17 protein-coding genes and 1 riboswitch are annotated in these 17,595 nt (G+C 70.6%); of the genes, 6 read left to right on the forward strand and 11 right to left on the reverse strand.

Annotated features, from left to right (window positions below):
• On the reverse strand, positions 1–432 hold the full coding sequence (locus tag ICN82_RS15095; protein WP_193184286.1) for a cupin domain-containing protein: 432 nt from the start codon (positions 430–432) through the stop codon (positions 1–3).
• 127 nt (positions 433–559) lie between these two features.
• Here ICN82_RS15095 and ICN82_RS15100 point away from each other — a divergent pair, with 127 nt between their 5' ends.
• The 3 genes from ICN82_RS15100 (at position 560) to ICN82_RS15110 (ending at position 2,991) form a co-directional block, all read left to right on the forward strand.
• A complete protein-coding gene (locus ICN82_RS15100) occupies positions 560–1,453 on the forward strand; it encodes a LysR family transcriptional regulator (protein ID WP_193184288.1) in 894 nt (297 codons plus the stop codon).
• A gap of 61 nt (positions 1,454–1,514) precedes the next feature.
• Positions 1,515–2,174, forward strand: a complete 660-nt coding sequence (locus ICN82_RS15105; protein ID WP_193184290.1) for a GntR family transcriptional regulator — start codon at positions 1,515–1,517, stop codon at positions 2,172–2,174.
• Positions 2,167–2,991, forward strand: a complete 825-nt coding sequence (locus ICN82_RS15110; protein WP_193184291.1) for a sulfite exporter TauE/SafE family protein — start codon at positions 2,167–2,169, stop codon at positions 2,989–2,991. The genes ICN82_RS15105 and ICN82_RS15110 overlap by 8 nt, the downstream gene beginning before the upstream one ends.
• 54 nt (positions 2,992–3,045) lie before the next feature.
• Here the strand turns inward: ICN82_RS15110 and ICN82_RS15115 are convergent, their stop codons facing one another.
• From ICN82_RS15115 to ICN82_RS15160, 10 genes are all read right to left on the reverse strand, one after another.
• The gene (locus ICN82_RS15115) at positions 3,046–4,734 is read right to left on the reverse strand and encodes an ABC transporter permease subunit (protein WP_193184293.1); all 1,689 of its coding nucleotides are present in this window, start codon (positions 4,732–4,734) and stop codon (positions 3,046–3,048) included.
• Positions 4,731–5,771 carry an ABC transporter substrate-binding protein gene (locus ICN82_RS15120; protein ID WP_193184295.1) on the reverse strand — a complete coding sequence of 347 codons (1,041 nt, stop codon included), beginning with the start codon at positions 5,769–5,771 and terminating at the stop codon, positions 4,731–4,733. Before ICN82_RS15120 ends, ICN82_RS15115 begins: the two co-directional genes overlap by 4 nt.
• Positions 5,772–5,810: 39 nt before the next feature.
• Positions 5,811–6,875: an ABC transporter ATP-binding protein gene (locus tag ICN82_RS15125; protein ID WP_193184297.1), complete on the reverse strand. Its 1,065-nt coding sequence runs from the start codon at positions 6,873–6,875 to the stop codon at positions 5,811–5,813.
• A 124-nt stretch (positions 6,876–6,999) separates the two neighbouring features.
• Positions 7,000–7,767 (reverse strand): MipA/OmpV family protein, encoded by a 768-nt coding sequence (locus ICN82_RS15130; protein ID WP_193184298.1) that lies wholly within the window; start codon positions 7,765–7,767, stop codon positions 7,000–7,002.
• 113 nt (positions 7,768–7,880) lie between these two features.
• Positions 7,881–9,221: a cytosine deaminase gene (locus ICN82_RS15135; protein WP_193184300.1), complete on the reverse strand. Its 1,341-nt coding sequence runs from the start codon at positions 9,219–9,221 to the stop codon at positions 7,881–7,883.
• A 473-nt stretch (positions 9,222–9,694) separates the two neighbouring features.
• Complete coding sequence (locus ICN82_RS15140) at positions 9,695–10,651, reverse strand: HesA/MoeB/ThiF family protein (protein WP_193184302.1); 957 nt, start codon at positions 10,649–10,651, stop codon at positions 9,695–9,697.
• Entirely contained in the window at positions 10,648–11,250 is a 603-nt protein-coding gene (locus ICN82_RS15145; protein ID WP_226898517.1) for a thiamine phosphate synthase, read from the reverse strand. The genes ICN82_RS15140 and ICN82_RS15145 overlap by 4 nt, the downstream gene beginning before the upstream one ends.
• 5 nt (positions 11,251–11,255) lie before the next feature.
• Positions 11,256–12,014, reverse strand: a complete 759-nt coding sequence (locus ICN82_RS15150) for a thiazole synthase (protein WP_193184304.1) — start codon at positions 12,012–12,014, stop codon at positions 11,256–11,258.
• Between the two features lie 3 nt (positions 12,015–12,017).
• Positions 12,018–12,215: a sulfur carrier protein ThiS gene (gene thiS, locus ICN82_RS15155; RefSeq protein WP_193184306.1), complete on the reverse strand. Its 198-nt coding sequence runs from the start codon at positions 12,213–12,215 to the stop codon at positions 12,018–12,020.
• On the reverse strand, positions 12,205–13,146 hold the full coding sequence (locus ICN82_RS15160; RefSeq protein ID WP_193184308.1) for an FAD-dependent oxidoreductase: 942 nt from the start codon (positions 13,144–13,146) through the stop codon (positions 12,205–12,207). The genes thiS and ICN82_RS15160 overlap by 11 nt, the downstream gene beginning before the upstream one ends.
• Before the next feature lie 107 nt (positions 13,147–13,253).
• Positions 13,254–13,377, reverse strand: a riboswitch (TPP riboswitch).
• A gap of 249 nt (positions 13,378–13,626) precedes the next feature.
• Here ICN82_RS15160 and ICN82_RS15165 point away from each other — a divergent pair.
• The 3 genes from ICN82_RS15165 to ICN82_RS15175 all read left to right on the forward strand — a co-directional run.
• A complete protein-coding gene (locus tag ICN82_RS15165) occupies positions 13,627–14,136 on the forward strand; it encodes a CBS domain-containing protein (protein WP_193184310.1) in 510 nt (169 codons plus the stop codon).
• Between the two features lie 6 nt (positions 14,137–14,142).
• Complete coding sequence (locus tag ICN82_RS15170) at positions 14,143–15,501, forward strand: ArsB/NhaD family transporter (RefSeq protein WP_330999017.1); 1,359 nt, start codon at positions 14,143–14,145, stop codon at positions 15,499–15,501.
• A gap of 113 nt (positions 15,502–15,614) precedes the next feature.
• A partial coding sequence (locus ICN82_RS15175) for an AAA family ATPase (RefSeq protein WP_193184312.1) occupies positions 15,615–17,595 on the forward strand: 1,981 nt, incomplete at its 3' end.

Raw genomic sequence — 17,595 nt, forward strand, 5'->3', positions numbered from 1 at the left:
TCATGCCGCCGCCCCGGTCAGGATCTCCAGGTCGGTCTCGTCCAGCGCGACGCGCTCGCCCGAGCGGATCAGTTCCGAGAACTCCTCGTTGGGGATCATCACCGTCAGGGTGTAAAGCCGCGACTTGCCGGTATTCTTCACGATATGGACCGAGCCCGGTTCCAGCAGCAGCGCGTCGCCCTTGCCGATGGCCAGCTCGTCGCCATCCGAGGAGGCGATGCCTTCGCCATGCAGGACATAGAAGAATTCATGCGCGCCGGAATGGCTGTTGGGGGGCGTCGCGCCGCCGATATCGAAGATCTCGATGACGAAGATGGCGGAGCTGGGCGAATTCGCCGGATCGAAGAGGATCGCGAAGTAATTCGTGTCCCCCGGAGCGATGCGGAACACGTCGGCCTTTCGCAGTTGCTCGTAGGTGAAGGATTTCTGCATCCGGTCTGCTCCGTTTATCGTCATCGGGGGCGCTGCGGCCCGTCTTGCGATCAGCAAAGACGATTGACGGGTGAGATAAAAGCATCAAATTTGCACGGTAACGTTCCAAATTCGGCAAGTCACTTCCATGCATTCACGTATCCTGCGCTATCTCGACGAGGTGGTCCGCTCGGGCTCCATCCGCGCCGCTTCGGAAAAGCTGCATGTCGCCCCCTCGGCGATCAGCCGCCAGATCAAGACCTTGGAGGAACAGGTGGGGGCGCCGGTTTTTCATCGCGGCGCCAGGGACATGACCCTGACGGCGGCGGGCGAATTGCTGATGGTGCACGTGCGCGACACGCTGCGCGAGGAAAGCCGGACCCTGGCCCAGATCGAGGATCTCAAGGGGCTGCGGCGCGGCGAGGTTTCCCTGTCGATCATGAGCGGCCTGGCGGGCAACGTGATCCCGAAAAGCCTGGCCGCCTTCCGCAAGGCGAATCCCCGGGTCTCGCTCAAGGTCCAGCTTCTGCCCACCGGAGAGGCAATCCTGGAGAATGTTGCCGCCGGAGACGCCGATTTCGGAATTGGCTTCGATTTTCCCGAACGCTTCGGATTGCGCATCCACACCACCTCGCTGGTCCAGCTGGGGGCGGTGATGGCGGCGGGCCATCCGCTGGCCGCGCGCTCCAGCCTGCGGCTGAGCGACTGCATCGCCTATCCTCTGATCCTGGCGGACGGCTCCATGGTGATCCGGCCCTATCTGGATCACTGGCTGGCCCCCCTGCGCAGCAGCCCCGGCATCCTGGCGGAGACCAATTCCATCGAGATGATGCGCGAATTGGCGGCGGGAAGCGACGGCATCACCTTCCTGACGCGCTTCGACGTGGAACGCGACGTGGCGGCCGGGCGGCTGGTGCTGGTGCCGGTGCAGGAATTCGCCGACCGCACGCAGAGGCTGATGGTCATCGGCTCGGAGCGCTACGGCAACGCCATGGCCAATGTCTATCTGGAGACGCTGAAGCCGATGCTGGCCGGGCTCTGACGAATATCGGTGTACATGTCCGGCCGATATGTATACATATCATGCGGTCAGGAGGGGCCGCATGTCCGAAGGATCCGCCGCGAAAATCCATGCCGCGCTGATCGCGCGCATCGCCGGGGGCGCGCTGCCGCCCGGCGCGGCCCTGGCCGAGACCGCGCTGGCCTCGGAATTCGGCGTGTCGCGCACCCCCGTGCGCGAGGCCCTGCAGCGGCTGGCGCAGGACGGTCTGGCCGAACGGGGCGCCCGCCGCGCCTTCGTCATCCGCCGCCCCGATCCCGCCGCCATGGCGGGGCTGTTCGAGGCGGTGGGCGAGATCGAGGGCGCCATCGCCGCCCTTGCCGCGCATCGCATGAGCGAAGTGGAGCGTGCCGGGCTGGAGGCGCTGCTGGCGCGGGGCGAGACCCTGCCGGGCGAGGACTATCCGGCGCATAACCTGGCCTTCCACGATGCGCTGCGCCGCGGCGCAGGCAGTCCCGTGCTGGCCGAGGTGCTGGCCGGGCTGGAGTTGCAGACCCTTCCCTGGCGGGCGCTGAATTTCTCGCGCGATGCCGGGCGCAGCGCGCAGTCGCGCGCCGAACACCGCGCCATTGCCGATGCGATCCTGGCCCGCGACGCCGAGGCCGCGCGCCGCGCGATGCAGGCCCATGTCGCGGGCGCCTTCCTGGCGCTGTCCCATTCCAATCGAAACCCTCCCCAGACGGACCCTTCCCATGATGCCTGATCCTTCCCTTCTTCTTCTCATGCTGGCGCTGCTGGCGGTCATCGGCGCCTTTGCCGGCGTGCTGGCCGGGCTTCTGGGCGTCGGCGGCGGCATCGTTCTGGTGCCGGCCTTCTTCTATGCCTTCTCGACCCTGGGCTATGGCGGGCCGCAGCTGATGCAGGTCTGCCTGGCGACCTCGCTGGCGACCATCGTGGTGACCTCCGTGCGCTCGGTCATGAGCCACAACAAGAAGGGCGCCGTCGACTGGGAGATCCTGAAAGGCTGGGCGCCGGGCATCGTCATCGGTGCGGTGATCGGTGTCCTCGTGGCCGCGGCGCTGCGCTCGATCGTGCTGCAGGCGATCTTCGGCGGGCTGGCGCTGGTGATCGGTCTCTACATGGGGCTGGGCAAGGCGCATTGGCGGCTGGCCGAGGCGATGCCCTCGGGGGTGAAGCGCGCCCTCTATTCGCCGCTGGTGGGTTTCCTGTCGGTGCTGATGGGCATCGGCGGCGGCAGTTTCGGCGTGCCGCTGATGAGCCTGCATGGCGTGGCCATCCATCGCGCGGTGGCCACCGCGGCCGGGTTCGGCGTGCTGATCGCGGCGCCTTCCACGCTGGGATTCCTGCTGGTGGGCATCGATCCGGCGACGCGGCCGCCCTTCACGCTGGGGGCGGTGAACATCCCCGCCTTCCTGATCGTGATCGCGATGACGCTGCTGACCGCGCCCCTGGGCGTGAAGCTGGCGCATTCGCTGGACCCCAAGCCGCTGAAGCGGGTCTTCGCGGTGTTCCTGATCCTCGTCGCGCTGAACATGCTGCGCAAGGTCTTCCTGGCGTGACATGCGAAAGGGCCGGGGTGGTCCCCGGCCCTTCCTTCTTGCGTGGCGCAGGCCCTAGCGCGAATAGAGCCGGTCGAGCCGCACGAACCTCCCCAGCACCCCGAGCGCGATGATCGTCACCCCGATGAGCAGGGCCGAGATCGCATGCGCCGTGGGTTCCAGCGCGAAGGTCGCCTCGGAATAGATCCGCACTGGCAGGGTGGTCAGCCGCGCGGTGGTCAGGAAGGCGGTCACCGTCACCTCGCCGAAGCTCATCAGGAAGCCCACGAGACCGGCGGCGAACAGCCCCGGCGCCAGCGAGGGCAGGGTGACATGCACGAAGGTGCGCACGGCATTGGCGCCGAGGCTGGCGGAGGCTTCCTCCAGCGCCGGGTCCAGCGCCATGACCGAGGTGGTCAGCAGCGTGATCATGAAGGGCAGGATCACGACGACATGCACCGCCATCAGCCCGATGAAGGGCGGCACGGCCAGGTAGATCTGCAACAGCTTCAGCATGCCCACCGCGATGGCGATGCCCGGCAGCGACAAGGGCAGCATCCAGAAGGCCAGCAGCGTGCCGCGGCCGCGGAACGGATGGCGCGCCAGCGCGAAGCCCGCAGGCAGCGCCAGGATCAGCCCCGTCACCACCGAGGCGAAGGCCAGCTTGACCGAGATCAGGAAATTGGCGGTGTAATCCCCGGCTACCAGGACGCGGCGGTACCATTCCAGCGTGAAGCCCTTGAACCCCGCCGCCGTGGCCAGCGGCACGTCGTTGAAGCTCTGCACGACCACCAGTCCCAGGGGCAGCAGCAGCAGGCCGATGGCGCAGGCCAGCGCGATCCGCGACAGGAGCGGCCCGGCCAGGTCCACGATCCGCGCCAGGGGCATGGGGACATCCATCGGCCGGGCGGGCACGCCCTTGCGCCAGGTCATGAACCGTCCCAGCGCGAGCGTGACCAGCGCGATGAAGCCCAGCCCCACGACGGTCATGACCAGCGACAAGGCCGAGGCCATGGTGGCGTTGAGGTTCTGGATCGCCTCCTGCATGACCAGCATGCCGATGGTCCAGACCTTCTTGCCGCCCAGGAGCGTCGCCGAGACATAGGAGGTCACGGTCATCAGGAAGACGACGATGATGCCCGATCGCAGCCCCGGCAGGGATAGCGGGAAATCCACGGTCAGGAACCGCACGGCGGGCGAGGCGCCGAGGCTTTCGGCGGCCTCGTGGATGCGCGGCGAGGTGTTCTGCAGGTTGTCGTAGAGCGCCAGCACCATGAAGGGCATGAAGACCTGCGCCAGCGCCACGATCACCGCGCCATGGGTGAAGAGCATGCCCTCGAACGGGCCCAGCCCGATCAGCCCGGCGGCGGAGTTCAGCAGGCCCTTGGGCGACAGCAGCAGCATGATTCCCAGCGACCGCACCACGACGTTGGTCAGCAGCGGGATCAGGATCACCGCGAAGGCCAGCGCGCGCCAGCGTCCGGGCATCCTGGCCAGCCAATGCGCCAGCGGATAGCCCAGGATCGCCGAGACCACCGTGACGGCCAGCCCCAGGGCCACCGTCTCGGCGATGATCGACATGTAGAACCCGTCCGAGAGGATGGTGCGGAACTGGATCAGCGACGGGTGCACGAGCACCGGGCCGAAGGGGCTTGGATACTCGTGCAGCGACAGAAGAACCACGACCGCAAGCGGTGCGGCGAAGGCCAGCAGCAGCCACGCCGTCACCGGCGTGGCGAGGACCGGCCCGATCCAGCGTTTCATCCGGCCAGCACCCGGTCGAACTTGGCCTGCCACTCGGCGCGGTGGGCGTTGATGTAATCCCAGTCGAAATCGACGAGGCTGTCGACCTGGCCGCCGGTGATGACCTTGTCCTTGACGTCATCGGGCATGGTCACGTCCTTGACGGTCGGCGAGTAATAGACCTCGCGCGCATAGGCGACCATGACCTCCTCGCTGAGATGCAGGTTGATCCATTCCTCGGCCAGCTTCTGGTTCCGCGTGCCCTCGGTGATGCAGGCGACGTTCATGGTCACGGCCATGCCTTCCTCGGGCTCGGCGATCATGCAGTCGGAATTGCGGGTCTCCTTGTATTTCTGGGTGAAGGAGGCGAATTCCACCGACAGGTCGGCGACGTTCTGGTCGATCATGTCGTAAAGCTGCGCCTGCGAGGACTGGATCCCGGCAAAGGGCTTCAGCTCGGCGACCTTCGCCAGCACCTTGTCGAATTCGTCGATGCCGTAGCCGAAGGATTTCGCGGTCATCATCAGCGCCGAGATGCCTTCGGCGCCCAGCCCGTTCGGCCAGGCGATGCGGCCCTTCCATTCAGGGTTCCACATGTCCTTCCAGGAGGTCACCGGCGTCTGGGCGGCGGTGCCGTCATAGACCACGGTGCAGGGGTTGAAGGCCACGCCGTAGCCGCCCTTCTGCGCCAGCGGATAGAGCGCGTCGAACCGTTCCACCGCGCCGGTCGGCGCCTGGGTCACGCCATCGGCCACGGCCTGGCGGCTCTCGTAGATGTTCAGGTAGAGCACGTCGAAGCTGGGGCGGCCGCGCTCGGCATAGGCGCGCGCGCGGCGGTCGGTGGTGCCGCCCAGCACATAGCTGATCTTGCAGCCGTATTTCTCGACCAGCTTGGGCTCGATGAATTCCTTGACGATCTTTTCCTGCGCGCCGCCCCAGATGCCGACGACCAGCTCGTCGCCGGGCTTGGGCTGGGCAAAGGCGGGGCGGATGATGCTGGCGGGCGCGGCAAGCGCGGCAAGGCCGAGGCCGGTGAACTGACGGCGGTTGAGGGTCATGGGAGGTCTCCTGTCGGGGATGTTCTGGTTATGGGTCGTTCAGATGAAGGTGACGGCGCCGGGCAGCGCCTGGACTGCGATGCTCTGGCCGGGGGCGGGCGGGGCCAGGTCCGAGGGGATGACCATGCGCACCGGCCCGGAGGCGGCGGCCAGGTCGATCTCGAAGGCCTCGCCCAGATAGCTGACGGTCGAGACCGTCCCCGAGAGCGCCAGCGGACCCGACGCCTCGGCGGCCGGGCGCAGCCGCGAGGCGCGCAGCACCATCTGGGTCGCGCCTTCGGGGGCGCCTGCGCATTGCGTGCCCTTCGCGCGGAAGATGCCGGCCTCGACCTGGCCGCCGATCACGGTACGCGCGCCCAGGAACCCGGCGGTGAAGGCCGAGCGCGGCGCATCGCACAGCTGCTGCGGCGTGCCCAATTCGCTGACCAGCCCGTCCTTCATCACCGCGATCCGGTCGGACATGGCCAGGGCTTCCTGCTGGTCATGGGTGACGAAAAGAGTGGTGATGCCCAGCCGCTGCTGCAGTGCACGGATCTCGTCGCGCATCTCGGCGCGCAGATTGGCATCGAGGTTGGAGAGCGGCTCGTCCAGAAGCAGCACCTCGGGCTCGATCACCAGCGCGCGGGCCAGGGCGACGCGCTGCTGCTGCCCGCCCGAGAGGTTGCCGGGCAGCCGTCCGGCGAAGGCGCCCAGCCCCACGGTCTCCAGCGCGGCCTTCGCGCGCTCCTGGCGTTCGGCGCGGGAAATGTTGCGCATCCGCAGCCCATAGCCCACGTTTTCCAGCGCCGAGAGATGCGGAAACAGCGCGTAGGACTGGAAGACCACGCCGATATTGCGCTTATGCGCCGGCTTGCGGGTGATGTCGCGGCCGTTGAGCATGACATGGCCGGAAACGGGGGGCACGAAGCCCGCGATCATCCGCAGCGTCGTCGACTTGCCGCAGCCCGACGGGCCCAGCAGCGACAGCAGCTCGCCTTCGGCGATTTCCAGCGTCAGGCTGTCGACGGCGACGGACTTGCCATAGGCGATGGTGACGTCGTCGATCAGCAGATAGCCGCGCCGGCCTTGGGACGGGTCGGGAACGGGGCGGGCGGTGGCGGACATGGGCGGAGCTTTCCTTGCGTCTGAGGGCCGGTGCATGCAGCCATCATTCGACGCCGGAAAAAAGCATCGATTTTAGCAGAACACGTTGCCTTTTTGCGAACGACGCCGGGTATCGGCGGCGGCGCTACCAGCTACGCGCAATGCCCAGACCCGCATAGATCTGATCGGCCGAGAGGGTCGCGGGACTATCCGCGGCCTCGCCCAAGAGCCTCGAATACATCATTCCCGCGCCGATTGCCCATTTTTCACTCACCGGCTGAACGAAAACCGCCGTGATCCGGGCATCGCGCCAGCCCGCATCCGCGTCATAGCCGGACGCGCCGCCCCCCGCATCGGTGGAGAAATAGGTGTCCATGTAGTTGCCCGAGGCCCAGCTTGCGGCCGCGCCGATGCCGAAAAGCGCATAGCGGCCGACGGGAAACCAGCGCCGCAGGCTGAGATCGGCGACATGGCCGCCATCGGCGCCGGTCGCGTCCTGCAGCAGTCCCAGCCCGGCGCGCCAGCGGTCGCGCGGATCGGGCCCGCCGGTTTCCCAGGCGACGAAGCCGCCCAGCCCGACGGAGATCGGGATGTCGTCCAGCGCGCGGCCATTCTCGTCCTCGGCCTCCTCGCGGCCGAAGCGCAGGATCCCCGCCGGTCCGGCCTGGAAACCGGGCTGCCGGGACAGGTTGATGCTGAGGTAATTCGCCTCCAGCGAGACATAGCGCTGTCCGAAGCTTTTCCGCGCCGCCGGAACCGCCGCCCAGAGCCGGTCCTCGTCGCCGATCCGCGCCGGCCCCGAGCCGACGCCCAGCACCGCGTAATCGGGAAAGCCGGGCAGGGCGAGAAGCGGGCTTTCGGCTGCGGCCGGTCCGGCAAGCAGCAGAAGGGCAAGGGCGGCGGCGGGTCTCATGGGCGGTCTCTCCGGTGCGGCGGGCAGTTCCCCGAGAAGACAGCATCCGGCAGGCCGGGGAAAGGCCTGCCCGTCATCCCCGCCCGGGCAGGTCGCCGCAGCGACCGCGCCGCTCAGCCCCCCAGCCTCGCATAGGAGGGCGGGCGGCTGTCGGCCGCGCGGCCGCCGCGCAGCAGCTGACGGTCAGATTGCGGCCGCGCCATGACCTGATCGAGGCTCCAGGCGTCGAACAGCATCAGGTCGGCGGCGCGCCCGGGGGCGATCAGCCCGGCATCCAGCCCCATCGCCGCGGCGGGGACCGGTCCGGCCAGGGCGGGCGCGTCGGCAATGGGATGGTCCAGATGCAGGGTGCGCACCGCCTGCCGCCATGTGTCCAGCATGTCGTGATCGCCATAGGCATGGAAGGGATCGCGGCAATTGTCGCCCGCCACCGCCACCCGGACGCCCGCGGCCTGCAGCTCCGCCACCGGCATCACCCCGCGCCAGCGGGGCGTGCGCCCGGGCTGGCGGTCCTGCAGGTACATGTTGACCGCAGGCAGCGTCACCATCGTGATCCCCGCCTCGGCGACCAGCGCGATGGTCTCCGCCATCTCGGCCTCGGGCAGCAGCGCCAGGGAACAGCAATGCCCGCAGGTGACGCGCCCTTCATAGCCATGGCGCAGTGCCGCGCGGGCGACATGGGGCAGGGCGTCGGCCCTCATCGCCTCGTCGACATGCAGGTCGACCTGCAGGTCGCGGGCGCGCGCCAGGACGAAGAGCCGGTCCAGGAGGTCGTCGATATCGTCGAGCCCGTCGCCATGCGCGCCGCCGGCCGCCCGCGTGACCCCGCCTAGCAGCCCGCCATGGTCGGCGACCAGATCGGCGAGGCGGTCGCCGTAATCGCCGCGATAGCTGTCCAGCGGCACCAGCGCCACGGCCTGCAGCGCGATCCGGTCGGCCCAGGCCTCGCGGGTTTCGGCGAAGGCGGCCCAGCTGGTCTCGGCCTGGCCCTCGTGGCTGTCCAGATGGGTCCGCATCGCGGCGACGCCATGGGCCGCGGCCGAGGCCAGGGCGAAATCCATCCGGCGGCGCAGGTCCGCATGGGTCCAGTGCGCCCGGCGATCGGCGGAGGTGGCATCCCGCGCCCCGGGATGCGTGCCGCCCGAATCCGGCGCCCGCCCCAGCGTGTGGCCCTTGTCCAGATGGGTGTGCATGTCCACCAGCATCGGCCAGACCTGCCGTCCGCCCAGGTCCAGCGCGGCATCGGCGGCAAGCGTGCCGGCGGGGGCCACGGCGGCGATGGCTCCGTCCTGCAGCATCAGGTCGACCGCGGCCGCGCCGTCGGGCCGGACCTGCGCCCCGGCCGGCGCGCCGCCGGCAAGCAGCGCGGCGGGCACGCTGGCCCGTGACAGCAGAACCCGGCCCCTGCCGGTGAATGCCTCTGCCGGAAGGGCCCGGCGCCAATCGTCGTTCATTCGGTCTTTCCGTTCTTCTGCTCCGGCGGATTGCCGGAAATGTGGACGCCCCGTGGCCTTGCCCGGGGCGCGATGACCCGCATGACCCGGCTGGCCGCGCCCGGCAGCGGCAGGACGCCCGGGCCGCCATTTCGCAGGTCCCGCCGGGAGGGCGCCGGCCGGGGATGGCGACATGCGGGGCGCGGCACCTTCCGGCCGCCGGCATCCGATGCCCCGCGCGGATCCCGGTCCGCCGCATCCCGCCCGGCTGGCCTGCCGGGCGCTTGTTCCCCATCGTCCCATGCGCGGTTTCTGCGGAGTCATTGCCGCCACGAGCCTCGGACTTTCCGGCGGCATCTTCAAGGCCCGCGACATCGCCCGCCGGAGGCGGCAAGGGTCCGGGCATCCCGGGCGACGGCTGGTCCGGCCCCGGCCCGCAGGACGGGCGCTGCGTCTCGACCCCCGCAGGGACGGGCATCCGCGCGCGGCGGAGGTCAGGCGAGGATCGCCACCTCGTCATGTCCGGCCGCCTGAAGCACCCGCGCCGCGCGCCAGGACCGCAGGCCGGTGGCGCAGGCGAAGACCACGCGCCGTCCGGCCTGCGGCTGCAGCCCCGCGACAGCAGCGGGGCTGCAGCGCCGGGCGCCGGGCACGGCCGGTTCCGGGGCCTCGGCGGCATCGCGCAGCTCCACCACCAGGTCGCCGGGCTCCAGATCGGCGCGGGCCAGGATGCAGGGCCCGGGCGCCTCCGGCTCCGGCGCCCCGTCGAAGCGGAAGCCCGAGACAGCCCAGCCCTCCAGGTCCAGCGTCAGCATCCGGCCCAGCGGCGAGGGGCCGCACCCGCTGAGCACCGCGATCGCCATCTGCGCCTGGGCGGCGCCCAGCATCGCCACGGCGGGCCCCATCACCCCCGTCTCCGCGCAGGTTCCGGCGCGCGGCGGCAGGTCGGGAAAAACGGCGCGCAGGCTCGGCGCCCCGCCGCAGAACCCGCCCGCATAGCCGCGCCAGCCCGTGACAGAGGCCGTGACCAGCGGCAGCCCGGCATCGCGGCATAGGTCCGACAGCGCATAGCTGACGGCGAAACTGTCGGCGGCATCGATCACCAGATCGGCCCCGGCGATCTCGGTCCGGGCCAGCGCGGGGTCGATCCGCGCCACCAGCGGCTCGGCGCGGCAATCGGGGTTCAGCGCGGCCAGGGCCCGCGCCGCCATCTCCGCCTTGGGCCGGCCCAGATCGGCCATGCGGTAGAGGGTCTGGCGGTGCAGGTTCGTCTCCTCCACCATGTCGTGATCGACGATGCGGATCCGACCGACCCCCGCACCGGCCAGCAGCGGCAGCAGCGCCGCGCCCAGACCGCCCGCCCCCACGACCAGCACCCGCGCCGCGCCCAGCCGCGCCTGCGCGGCCTGCCCCATGCCCGGCAGGCGCATCTGGCGGTCATAGCGGTTCATCGTTGCCAGGCCCGCGTCGCCGCGATCCAGGCGCGGCAGCGCGCCACCGGGTCGGGCGCCCGGGCAATATCGGTGACCACCGCCGCGCTGTCGGCCCCGGCGGCGAAAAGCCCGGGCAGCCGGTCCACCGTCACGCCGCCGATGCCGACCAGCGGCGTTGTCCCGGCCATGGCCTTCCAGCGCGTCACCCGGTCCAGCCCCTGCGGCCCCCAGGCCATCTTCTTCAGCAGGGTCGGCCAGACCGGCCCCAGCGCGACATAGGCCGGATCATGCGACAGCGCGCGCTCCAGTTCCGCCTCGTCATGGGTGGACAGGCCGATGCGGATCCCCGCACGGGCCAGCGCGGGGAAATCGGCGCTGTCCATGTCTTCCTGGCCCAGATGGACGGCATCGCAGCCCAGATCCAGCGCCAGCTGCCAGTGGTCGTTGACCACCAGCTGCGTGCCGTGGCGGGCGCAGAGGTCGCGGGCGCCGGCGATCTGGCGGCGCAGCTCGGGCGCCTCCATCTGCTTGGCACGCAGCTGGATCAGCCGGACGCCCAGCGGCACCAGCCGCTCGGCCTCGGCCAGTGTGCCGACGATCAGGTAGAAGGGGTCCAGCCGCATCATGCCAGATCCGCCATGCCGAAGACCGGGGTGGAGGCGGCGGCCATGTCGCGCCGCGGCATCAGCCCCGCGCGATGCGCCGCCCGCCCCGCGGCGACCGCATCCGCGAAGGCGCGCGCCATCGCCGCCGGGTCCAGCGCGCGGGCGACGGCGGTGTTCAGCAGCACCGCGTCATAGCCCATCTCCATCGCCAGCGCCGCCTGGCTGGGCGCGCCGATCCCGGCATCGATGACCAGCGGAATGCCCGGGAAATGGGCGCGCATGCTGCGCAGCCCCTCGATGTTGCGCAGCCCCTGGCCGGAGCCGATCGGCGCCCCCCAGGGCATCAGCACCCGGCAGCCCGCCTCGATCAGCCGCTCGCCCAGGACCAGGTCCTCGGTCGTGTAGGGAAACACCTCGAACCCCTCGCCGCAGAGGATGCGCGCCGCCTCCAGCAGCGCGAAGGGATCGGGCTGGAGCGTGTCGGCATGGCCGATCACCTCCAGCTTGATCCAGGGCGTGCCGAACAGCTCGCGCGCCATATGGGCGGTGGTCACCGCCTCCTTCACGCTGTGGCAGCCCGCGGTATTGGGCAGGATCCGGCGTCCCGCGGCCTTCAGGATGTCGCGGAAGGCGCCGCCCTCGCGCCCCTCGCGGCGAAGCGAGACGGTGATGACCTCGGCGCCGGAGGCGGCGATGGCCTGGGACAGGACCTGCGGCGAGGGGTATTGCGCGGTGCCCAGCATCAGCCGGCTGGACAGGTCGGTGCCGTAGAACATCGTTCAGCCCCCCTGCATCGGCGACAGGATCTCCACCCGCGCGCCGTCGCGCAGCATGGCCGCGGCGCGCAGCGGGCGCGGCACGAAGGCGCCGTCCAGCGCCGTGGCGACCGATCCCGCGTCATGGCCGCGTTCCTCCACCAGCGCATCGAGGCTGGCCGCCCCGGTTTCGATGCGTTCGCCGTTCAGCTCAATCTGCATGGATCGTCTCCTCGGTCTCGATCATCTCGGCCGCCTTGCGCGCCAGCGCGGGGGCCATCAGGAATCCGTGGCGGTACATGCCGTTGACATGCAGCGCCCCGTCCCGCCGGATCACGGCGGGCAGGTTGTCGGCGAAAGCCGGGCGCAGCCCCGCGCCCAGTTCCAGGATGCGCGCCTCGGCAAAGCCCGGATGCACCGTCCAGGCCGCCGAAAGCAGCTCCATCGCGGCGCGGGCGGTGACCGGCCCGGCATCGTCGCGTTCCACCATCGTGGCGCCGATCATGAACAGGTGATCCGCGCGGGGCACGATGTAGCAGGGGAATCGCGGATGCAGCAGCCGCACGGGACGGCCGAGCGTCACCTCGGGCGCCGCGACGATCAGCATCTCGCCGCGCACGGCGCGCAGCCCCGGCACCCTGCCGCCCAGCCCGCGGCAATCGACGATCCGCCCTTGCGGGGCGCCGTCGCGGATCGCCACGCCCCGGCGCTCCAGCCCGGCGCGCAGGCGGCGCAGCGCGTCGCGCGGATCCAGATGCGCCTCCTCGGCATAGAACAGCCCGCGGGCGAAGCGCCCGGCCAGCTCGGGTTCCAGCGTGCCGGGATCGGCCGGTTCATGGCCGCCTGTGGCGCGGGCGAAACGGTCCAGTTCCGGCGCGTCGCGCGGCGGCGCCACGACCAGCGTGCCGCGCCGGGTGACGGGCACATGCGCCGCCCACCAGTCCGCGGCCTGCTGCCCGGCCTCCACCACCTCGGGCGGCGCCGCCTCCCCCTCGCAGAAGGGGGCAAGCATGCCGCCGGCGAAATGCGAGGCGGGGCAGGGGGCGCCCGGCGGGGCGATCAGTTCCACCCGGTGGCCGCGCCCGGCCAGCTCGGTCGCGGTGCACAGCCCGGCCACCCCCGCGCCCAGCACCGAAATCAGATCACGTCGCATTCCCCGCCTCCCTTGCGGCCCCCGGGACGGGGCAGGCGGGAAGCCGGGCGCCCGTGTCCCCATGCGGGGAGCGGGCCCGGAAGGGCCGCCACGGCGGTTTGCGCGCGGGGGGCATCCTCGGGTCTTCCTACGCCGGCATCACCCGGGTCAGGTTCGAAGGGTCGCCGGACCCGGACATGCATCCGTCGCCGGCCTCTCAGTCCCCGTGGCGGGACTCCCCTGACTTCGGCTGCGATCCTAGCCGCCCCGGCGGCGCGGTCAAGCGGCCTGCGCCCCGGGATGCTTGGCGGCGAGAGATCCGCGCGGCGCGGTCCCGGCGGGCCGGGGGGATGCGGCGCAGCGTCCCCGATGGCGCATGGCGCTTGCCCGGGCCCCCGCGCGGGTCTAGGGAGCGCAACATTATTGCGATTTCCGCGGCCGCGACGGGCGTCCCTGCCGTCCCCGCCGGCGATCCGCATCCCGATACAGCCGGAGGCAAGCATGGGCCTGACCTGCGCGGACGTGATGGTGCCGCCCGAGAAACAGCAGACGATCCGTCCCGAGGCCAGCGTGGCCGAGGCGCTGCGGATGATCCGGACCAGCCGCGCGCGGTTCCTGCCGGTGGTGGACGCAACGGGCCGCTATGTCGGCGTCTTCTCCTCGCCGACCCTGGTGAAGCTGATCCTGCCCCAGGCGGCGACGATCGAGATGGCCGCCTCCAGCGGTTCCGGCCGGCTGGGCAACCTGCGTTTCCTGGGGCTGAGCCGCGAGGATTTCGCCGCGCAGCTGGACCGTCTGGGCGGGCAGCGCGTGGCCGACAACCTGTCGCGCCCCGAGAACATCCCCATGGCCGATCCCGCCACCCCGGTGCTGGAGGGGATCCGGCTGATCTACAAGTTCAAGCGTCACGTGATGCTGGTGGAGCCCGGCAGCGGCCGCTTCGTCGGCACGCTCAGCGCCAATTCGCTGCTCGACCAGGTGCTCGGGCCCATCGACGACCTTCCGGAGTAATCCCACGTGCACGGACAAGCCGAAACCGGGGGACATGCGTTCTCCGTCCCCGACCTTCTCGGGATCGACCCGCTCTGGATGGCCACCGGCATCCTGATCGCGGTCTATGCCATCCTCATCACCGAGAAGCTGAACCGCGCGATCCTGGCGATGCTGGGCGCGGCGCTGATGGTGATCTTCGGGATCATCAACCAGCAGCAGGCCGTCGCGGGGGTCGATGCCAACACGCTGGCGCTGCTGATCGGGATGATGGTGATCGTCGCCATCACCTCGAAATCGGGGCTGTTCCAGTATGTCGCGATCAAGGCGGCCAAGCTGGTCAAGGCCAATCCCACCGGCATCCTGATGATGCTGACCCTGATCACCGCGGTCTTCTCGGCGCTTCTGGACAACGTGACCACGGTTCTGCTGATCGCGCCGATCACGCTCCTGATCACCGATGCGCTGGAAACCAAGGTCTTTCCCTTCTTCATGGCCGAGATCCTGGCCTCGAACGTGGGCGGGACCGCGACGCTGATCGGGGATCCGCCCAATATCCTGATCGGCTCGGCCGCGGGGCTCAGCTTCAACGATTTCGTCGTCAACCTGGCGCCCATCGCCTTCGTCTGCCTGATCGTGCTGACCGCCATCATCTACCTGGTCAACCGCCGCACCCTGGCCAAGATCCCCGCCTCGGCCTCGGCGAAGATCATGGAATTCGACGAGACCAGCGCGATCACCGACGTGCGGCTGATGGTCAAGTCGCTGGCGGTGCTGGCGCTGGTGATGCTGGGATTCACGCTGGGCCACGGCTACGGGATCCAGCCGGGGACGGCGGCGCTTGCGGGGGCGGGGCTGCTGATGCTGCTGGCCTATGGCGGGCAGGATGCCGAACACCAGTCGGAATCGGTGCATCACATCTTCGGCGAGGTCGAATGGGTGACCATCCTGTTCTTCGGCGGGCTGTTCGTCATCGTCGCGGCGGTGGAGCATGTCGGGCTTCTGTCGATGTTCGCCCAGTTCATCCTCGACATCACCGATGGCGACCTGATGTGGACCGCCTTCCTGGTCTTCTGGGCCTCCGGCATCCTCTCGGCGATCCTCGACAACATCCCCTTCGTGGCGACGATGATCCCGATGATCCAGGCCACCGCCGACACGTTCGGGGCAGAGAATATCGAGCCCCTGTGGTGGTCGCTGGCGCTCGGCGCCTGCCTGGGCGGCAACGGCACGCTGCTGGGGGCCTCGGCCAACCTGACGGTGGCGGCCTTCGCCGAGAAGGCCAAGCAGCCGATCAGCTTCATCGCCTTCACCAAGTTCGCCTTTCCGATCATGATCCTGACGCTGATCATGGCGAACGTGTATATCTGGCTGCGCTACTTCTGAACGGGCGGGCGGCTGTGGACAGCGGCCCGCCCGCCGCGATAGGGTCGCGCGGACGCGACGGAACCGGGGCGCAGCGGGGACGCGGGGCCGTTCAATTCGGGGGATGGGACGCGATGCAGCGGCCGACCATGATGACCGTGCTGAGCGAGGCCGGCCTGGCCTCGCTGGAGGCCCTTTTCCGCGCCGAGCATATCGACGAGGACCTGTTCTGGACGCTGGCAGACGGCGACCTGCGCGACCTGGGCCTGACGCTGGGCCAGCGCAAGCGGCTGCGCGCCGCGATCGAGGCGGCGGGCGGCACCAGCTCGGTGGCCGCCGCGCTGCCCGAGGGGCTGGAGCGGCGGCGCCTGACGGTGATCTTCATCGACATGGCCGGGTCGACCCGGCTGGCAGAGGAGCTTTCGCCCGACGACCTGCATGCCGTGTTCCAGTCCTTCTACCTGGCGGCGGGCGGGGTGGCGCGGCGCTTCGGCGGCTATCTCGCCTCGCTGCATGGCGACGGGGTCATCATGCTTTTCGGCTATCCCCGCACGCGGCTGGGCGATGCCGAACGGGGCCTGGCCGCGGCCCTGGCGCTCCAGGAGGAACTGTCGGCCCGCGAATTCGCGCTGCCCTCGGGGCGGCCCGTCGCCCTGGGGTTCCGGGCCGGCGTGGCCACCGGCGAGGCGGTGATCGGCCGCCCCGAGCTGCACCAGGGCAATGAGCGGCTGCACATGGTGGGGCAGGTGATGCACCGCTCCGCGCGGCTGCAGGGCGTGGCGCCGCTGGGGGGGGTGGTGGCCGATGCCGAGACGCGCGCCCAGGCTGGCGGCCATTTCGCCTTCGAGACGCTGGGGGAGGTGGCCCTGCAGGGGTTCGGCGAGGCGGGCGCGCTGTTCCGCGTCACCGGTCCCGCGCGCGATGCCGGCGCCGCGGAGGGACCGCTGCCGCCCGGCATGATCGGCCGCGAGGAGGATTGCGCCCGGCTGGAAAGCCTCTGGGCCGAGGCCTGCGAGGGCCGCACCCGCATGGCCGTCGTCACCGGCGAGGCCGGGCTGGGCAAGACCACGCTGCTGCGCGAGACCATCGCGCGGATCCGCAGGGGCGAGGTGGCGCTGCGGCGGCTCAGCTGTTCGCCGCTGGCGCAGATGAGCGCCTTCGCGCCGGTCATCGCCCGGCTCGAGGATCTCGTCGGCGGCGCGGCACCCGGAACGGCCGGGGCCCGGCGGGAGGCGCTGGCCCATGCGATGGAGGGCCATCCCGCCGATCAGGTTGCGCTGGTCGCCGACCTGATCGGCCTGGCCCCGGACCTCCCCGCCGGGGACGGGGCCGCGCCGCAGCCGCCGGGACCGAAGAACCGCGGGCAGCGTGCCGGCCTGATCGCGATCCTCGCCGAATGGCTGGTCGAAAGCCGCGACGGGCGTCCGGTGCTTCTGGTGCTGGAGGATGCGCATTGGTGCGACGCCACCACCCGCGATCTGCTGGAGGCGGCGGCCGAGCGTGCCGCGGGGCGGCCGGTGATGATGCTGGCGACCTCGCGCAACCCCGCCGAGCCGCTGTGGCAGGAGGCCGAGGGCGCCCGCCGCATGGCGCTGGCCGGGCTGGCCGAGGCGCCGGCCCGGCGCCTGTTCCGCCGGGCGCTGGCGGGCAATGTCCTGCCCGAGGCGGTGGAAACCCGCATGCTGGGACTGGCGGAGGGCAATCCGCTGATGCTCGAAAGCGCCGCGCGCGCGGTGGCGGGCGACCGGGTGGGCTCCATCGCGGGCGACGTGGCGGTACCGCGCACGATCTACGAAAGCGTCGGCGAAAGGCTGGACCTGCTGCGCGCCGGGCGACCGGTCGCCGCGGCGCTGGCGGTGTTCGACATGCCCGCCGGCCGCGAGATGCTGGCCGCAATCGCCGGGGTCGCGGCCGCGGAGCTTCAGGCCGGGATCGAGGAGCTTCTGGCCTCCGGGCTGGTGGCCGAGCAGGGCGCGGGCGGAAGCTACCGGTTCTATCACCAGCTCTATCGCGACGTGGTCTATGAACGCATCGTCGCGCCGCAGCGGCGCGGCCTGCACGGGGCCGCGCTGGCGCTGCTGCGGGGGCAGCCGGCGGGCGGGGCCGCGCAGCGCC

The sequence above is a fragment of the Mangrovicoccus algicola genome, assembly GCF_014903745.1.
Lineage (GTDB): Bacteria > Pseudomonadota > Alphaproteobacteria > Rhodobacterales > Rhodobacteraceae > Mangrovicoccus > Mangrovicoccus algicola.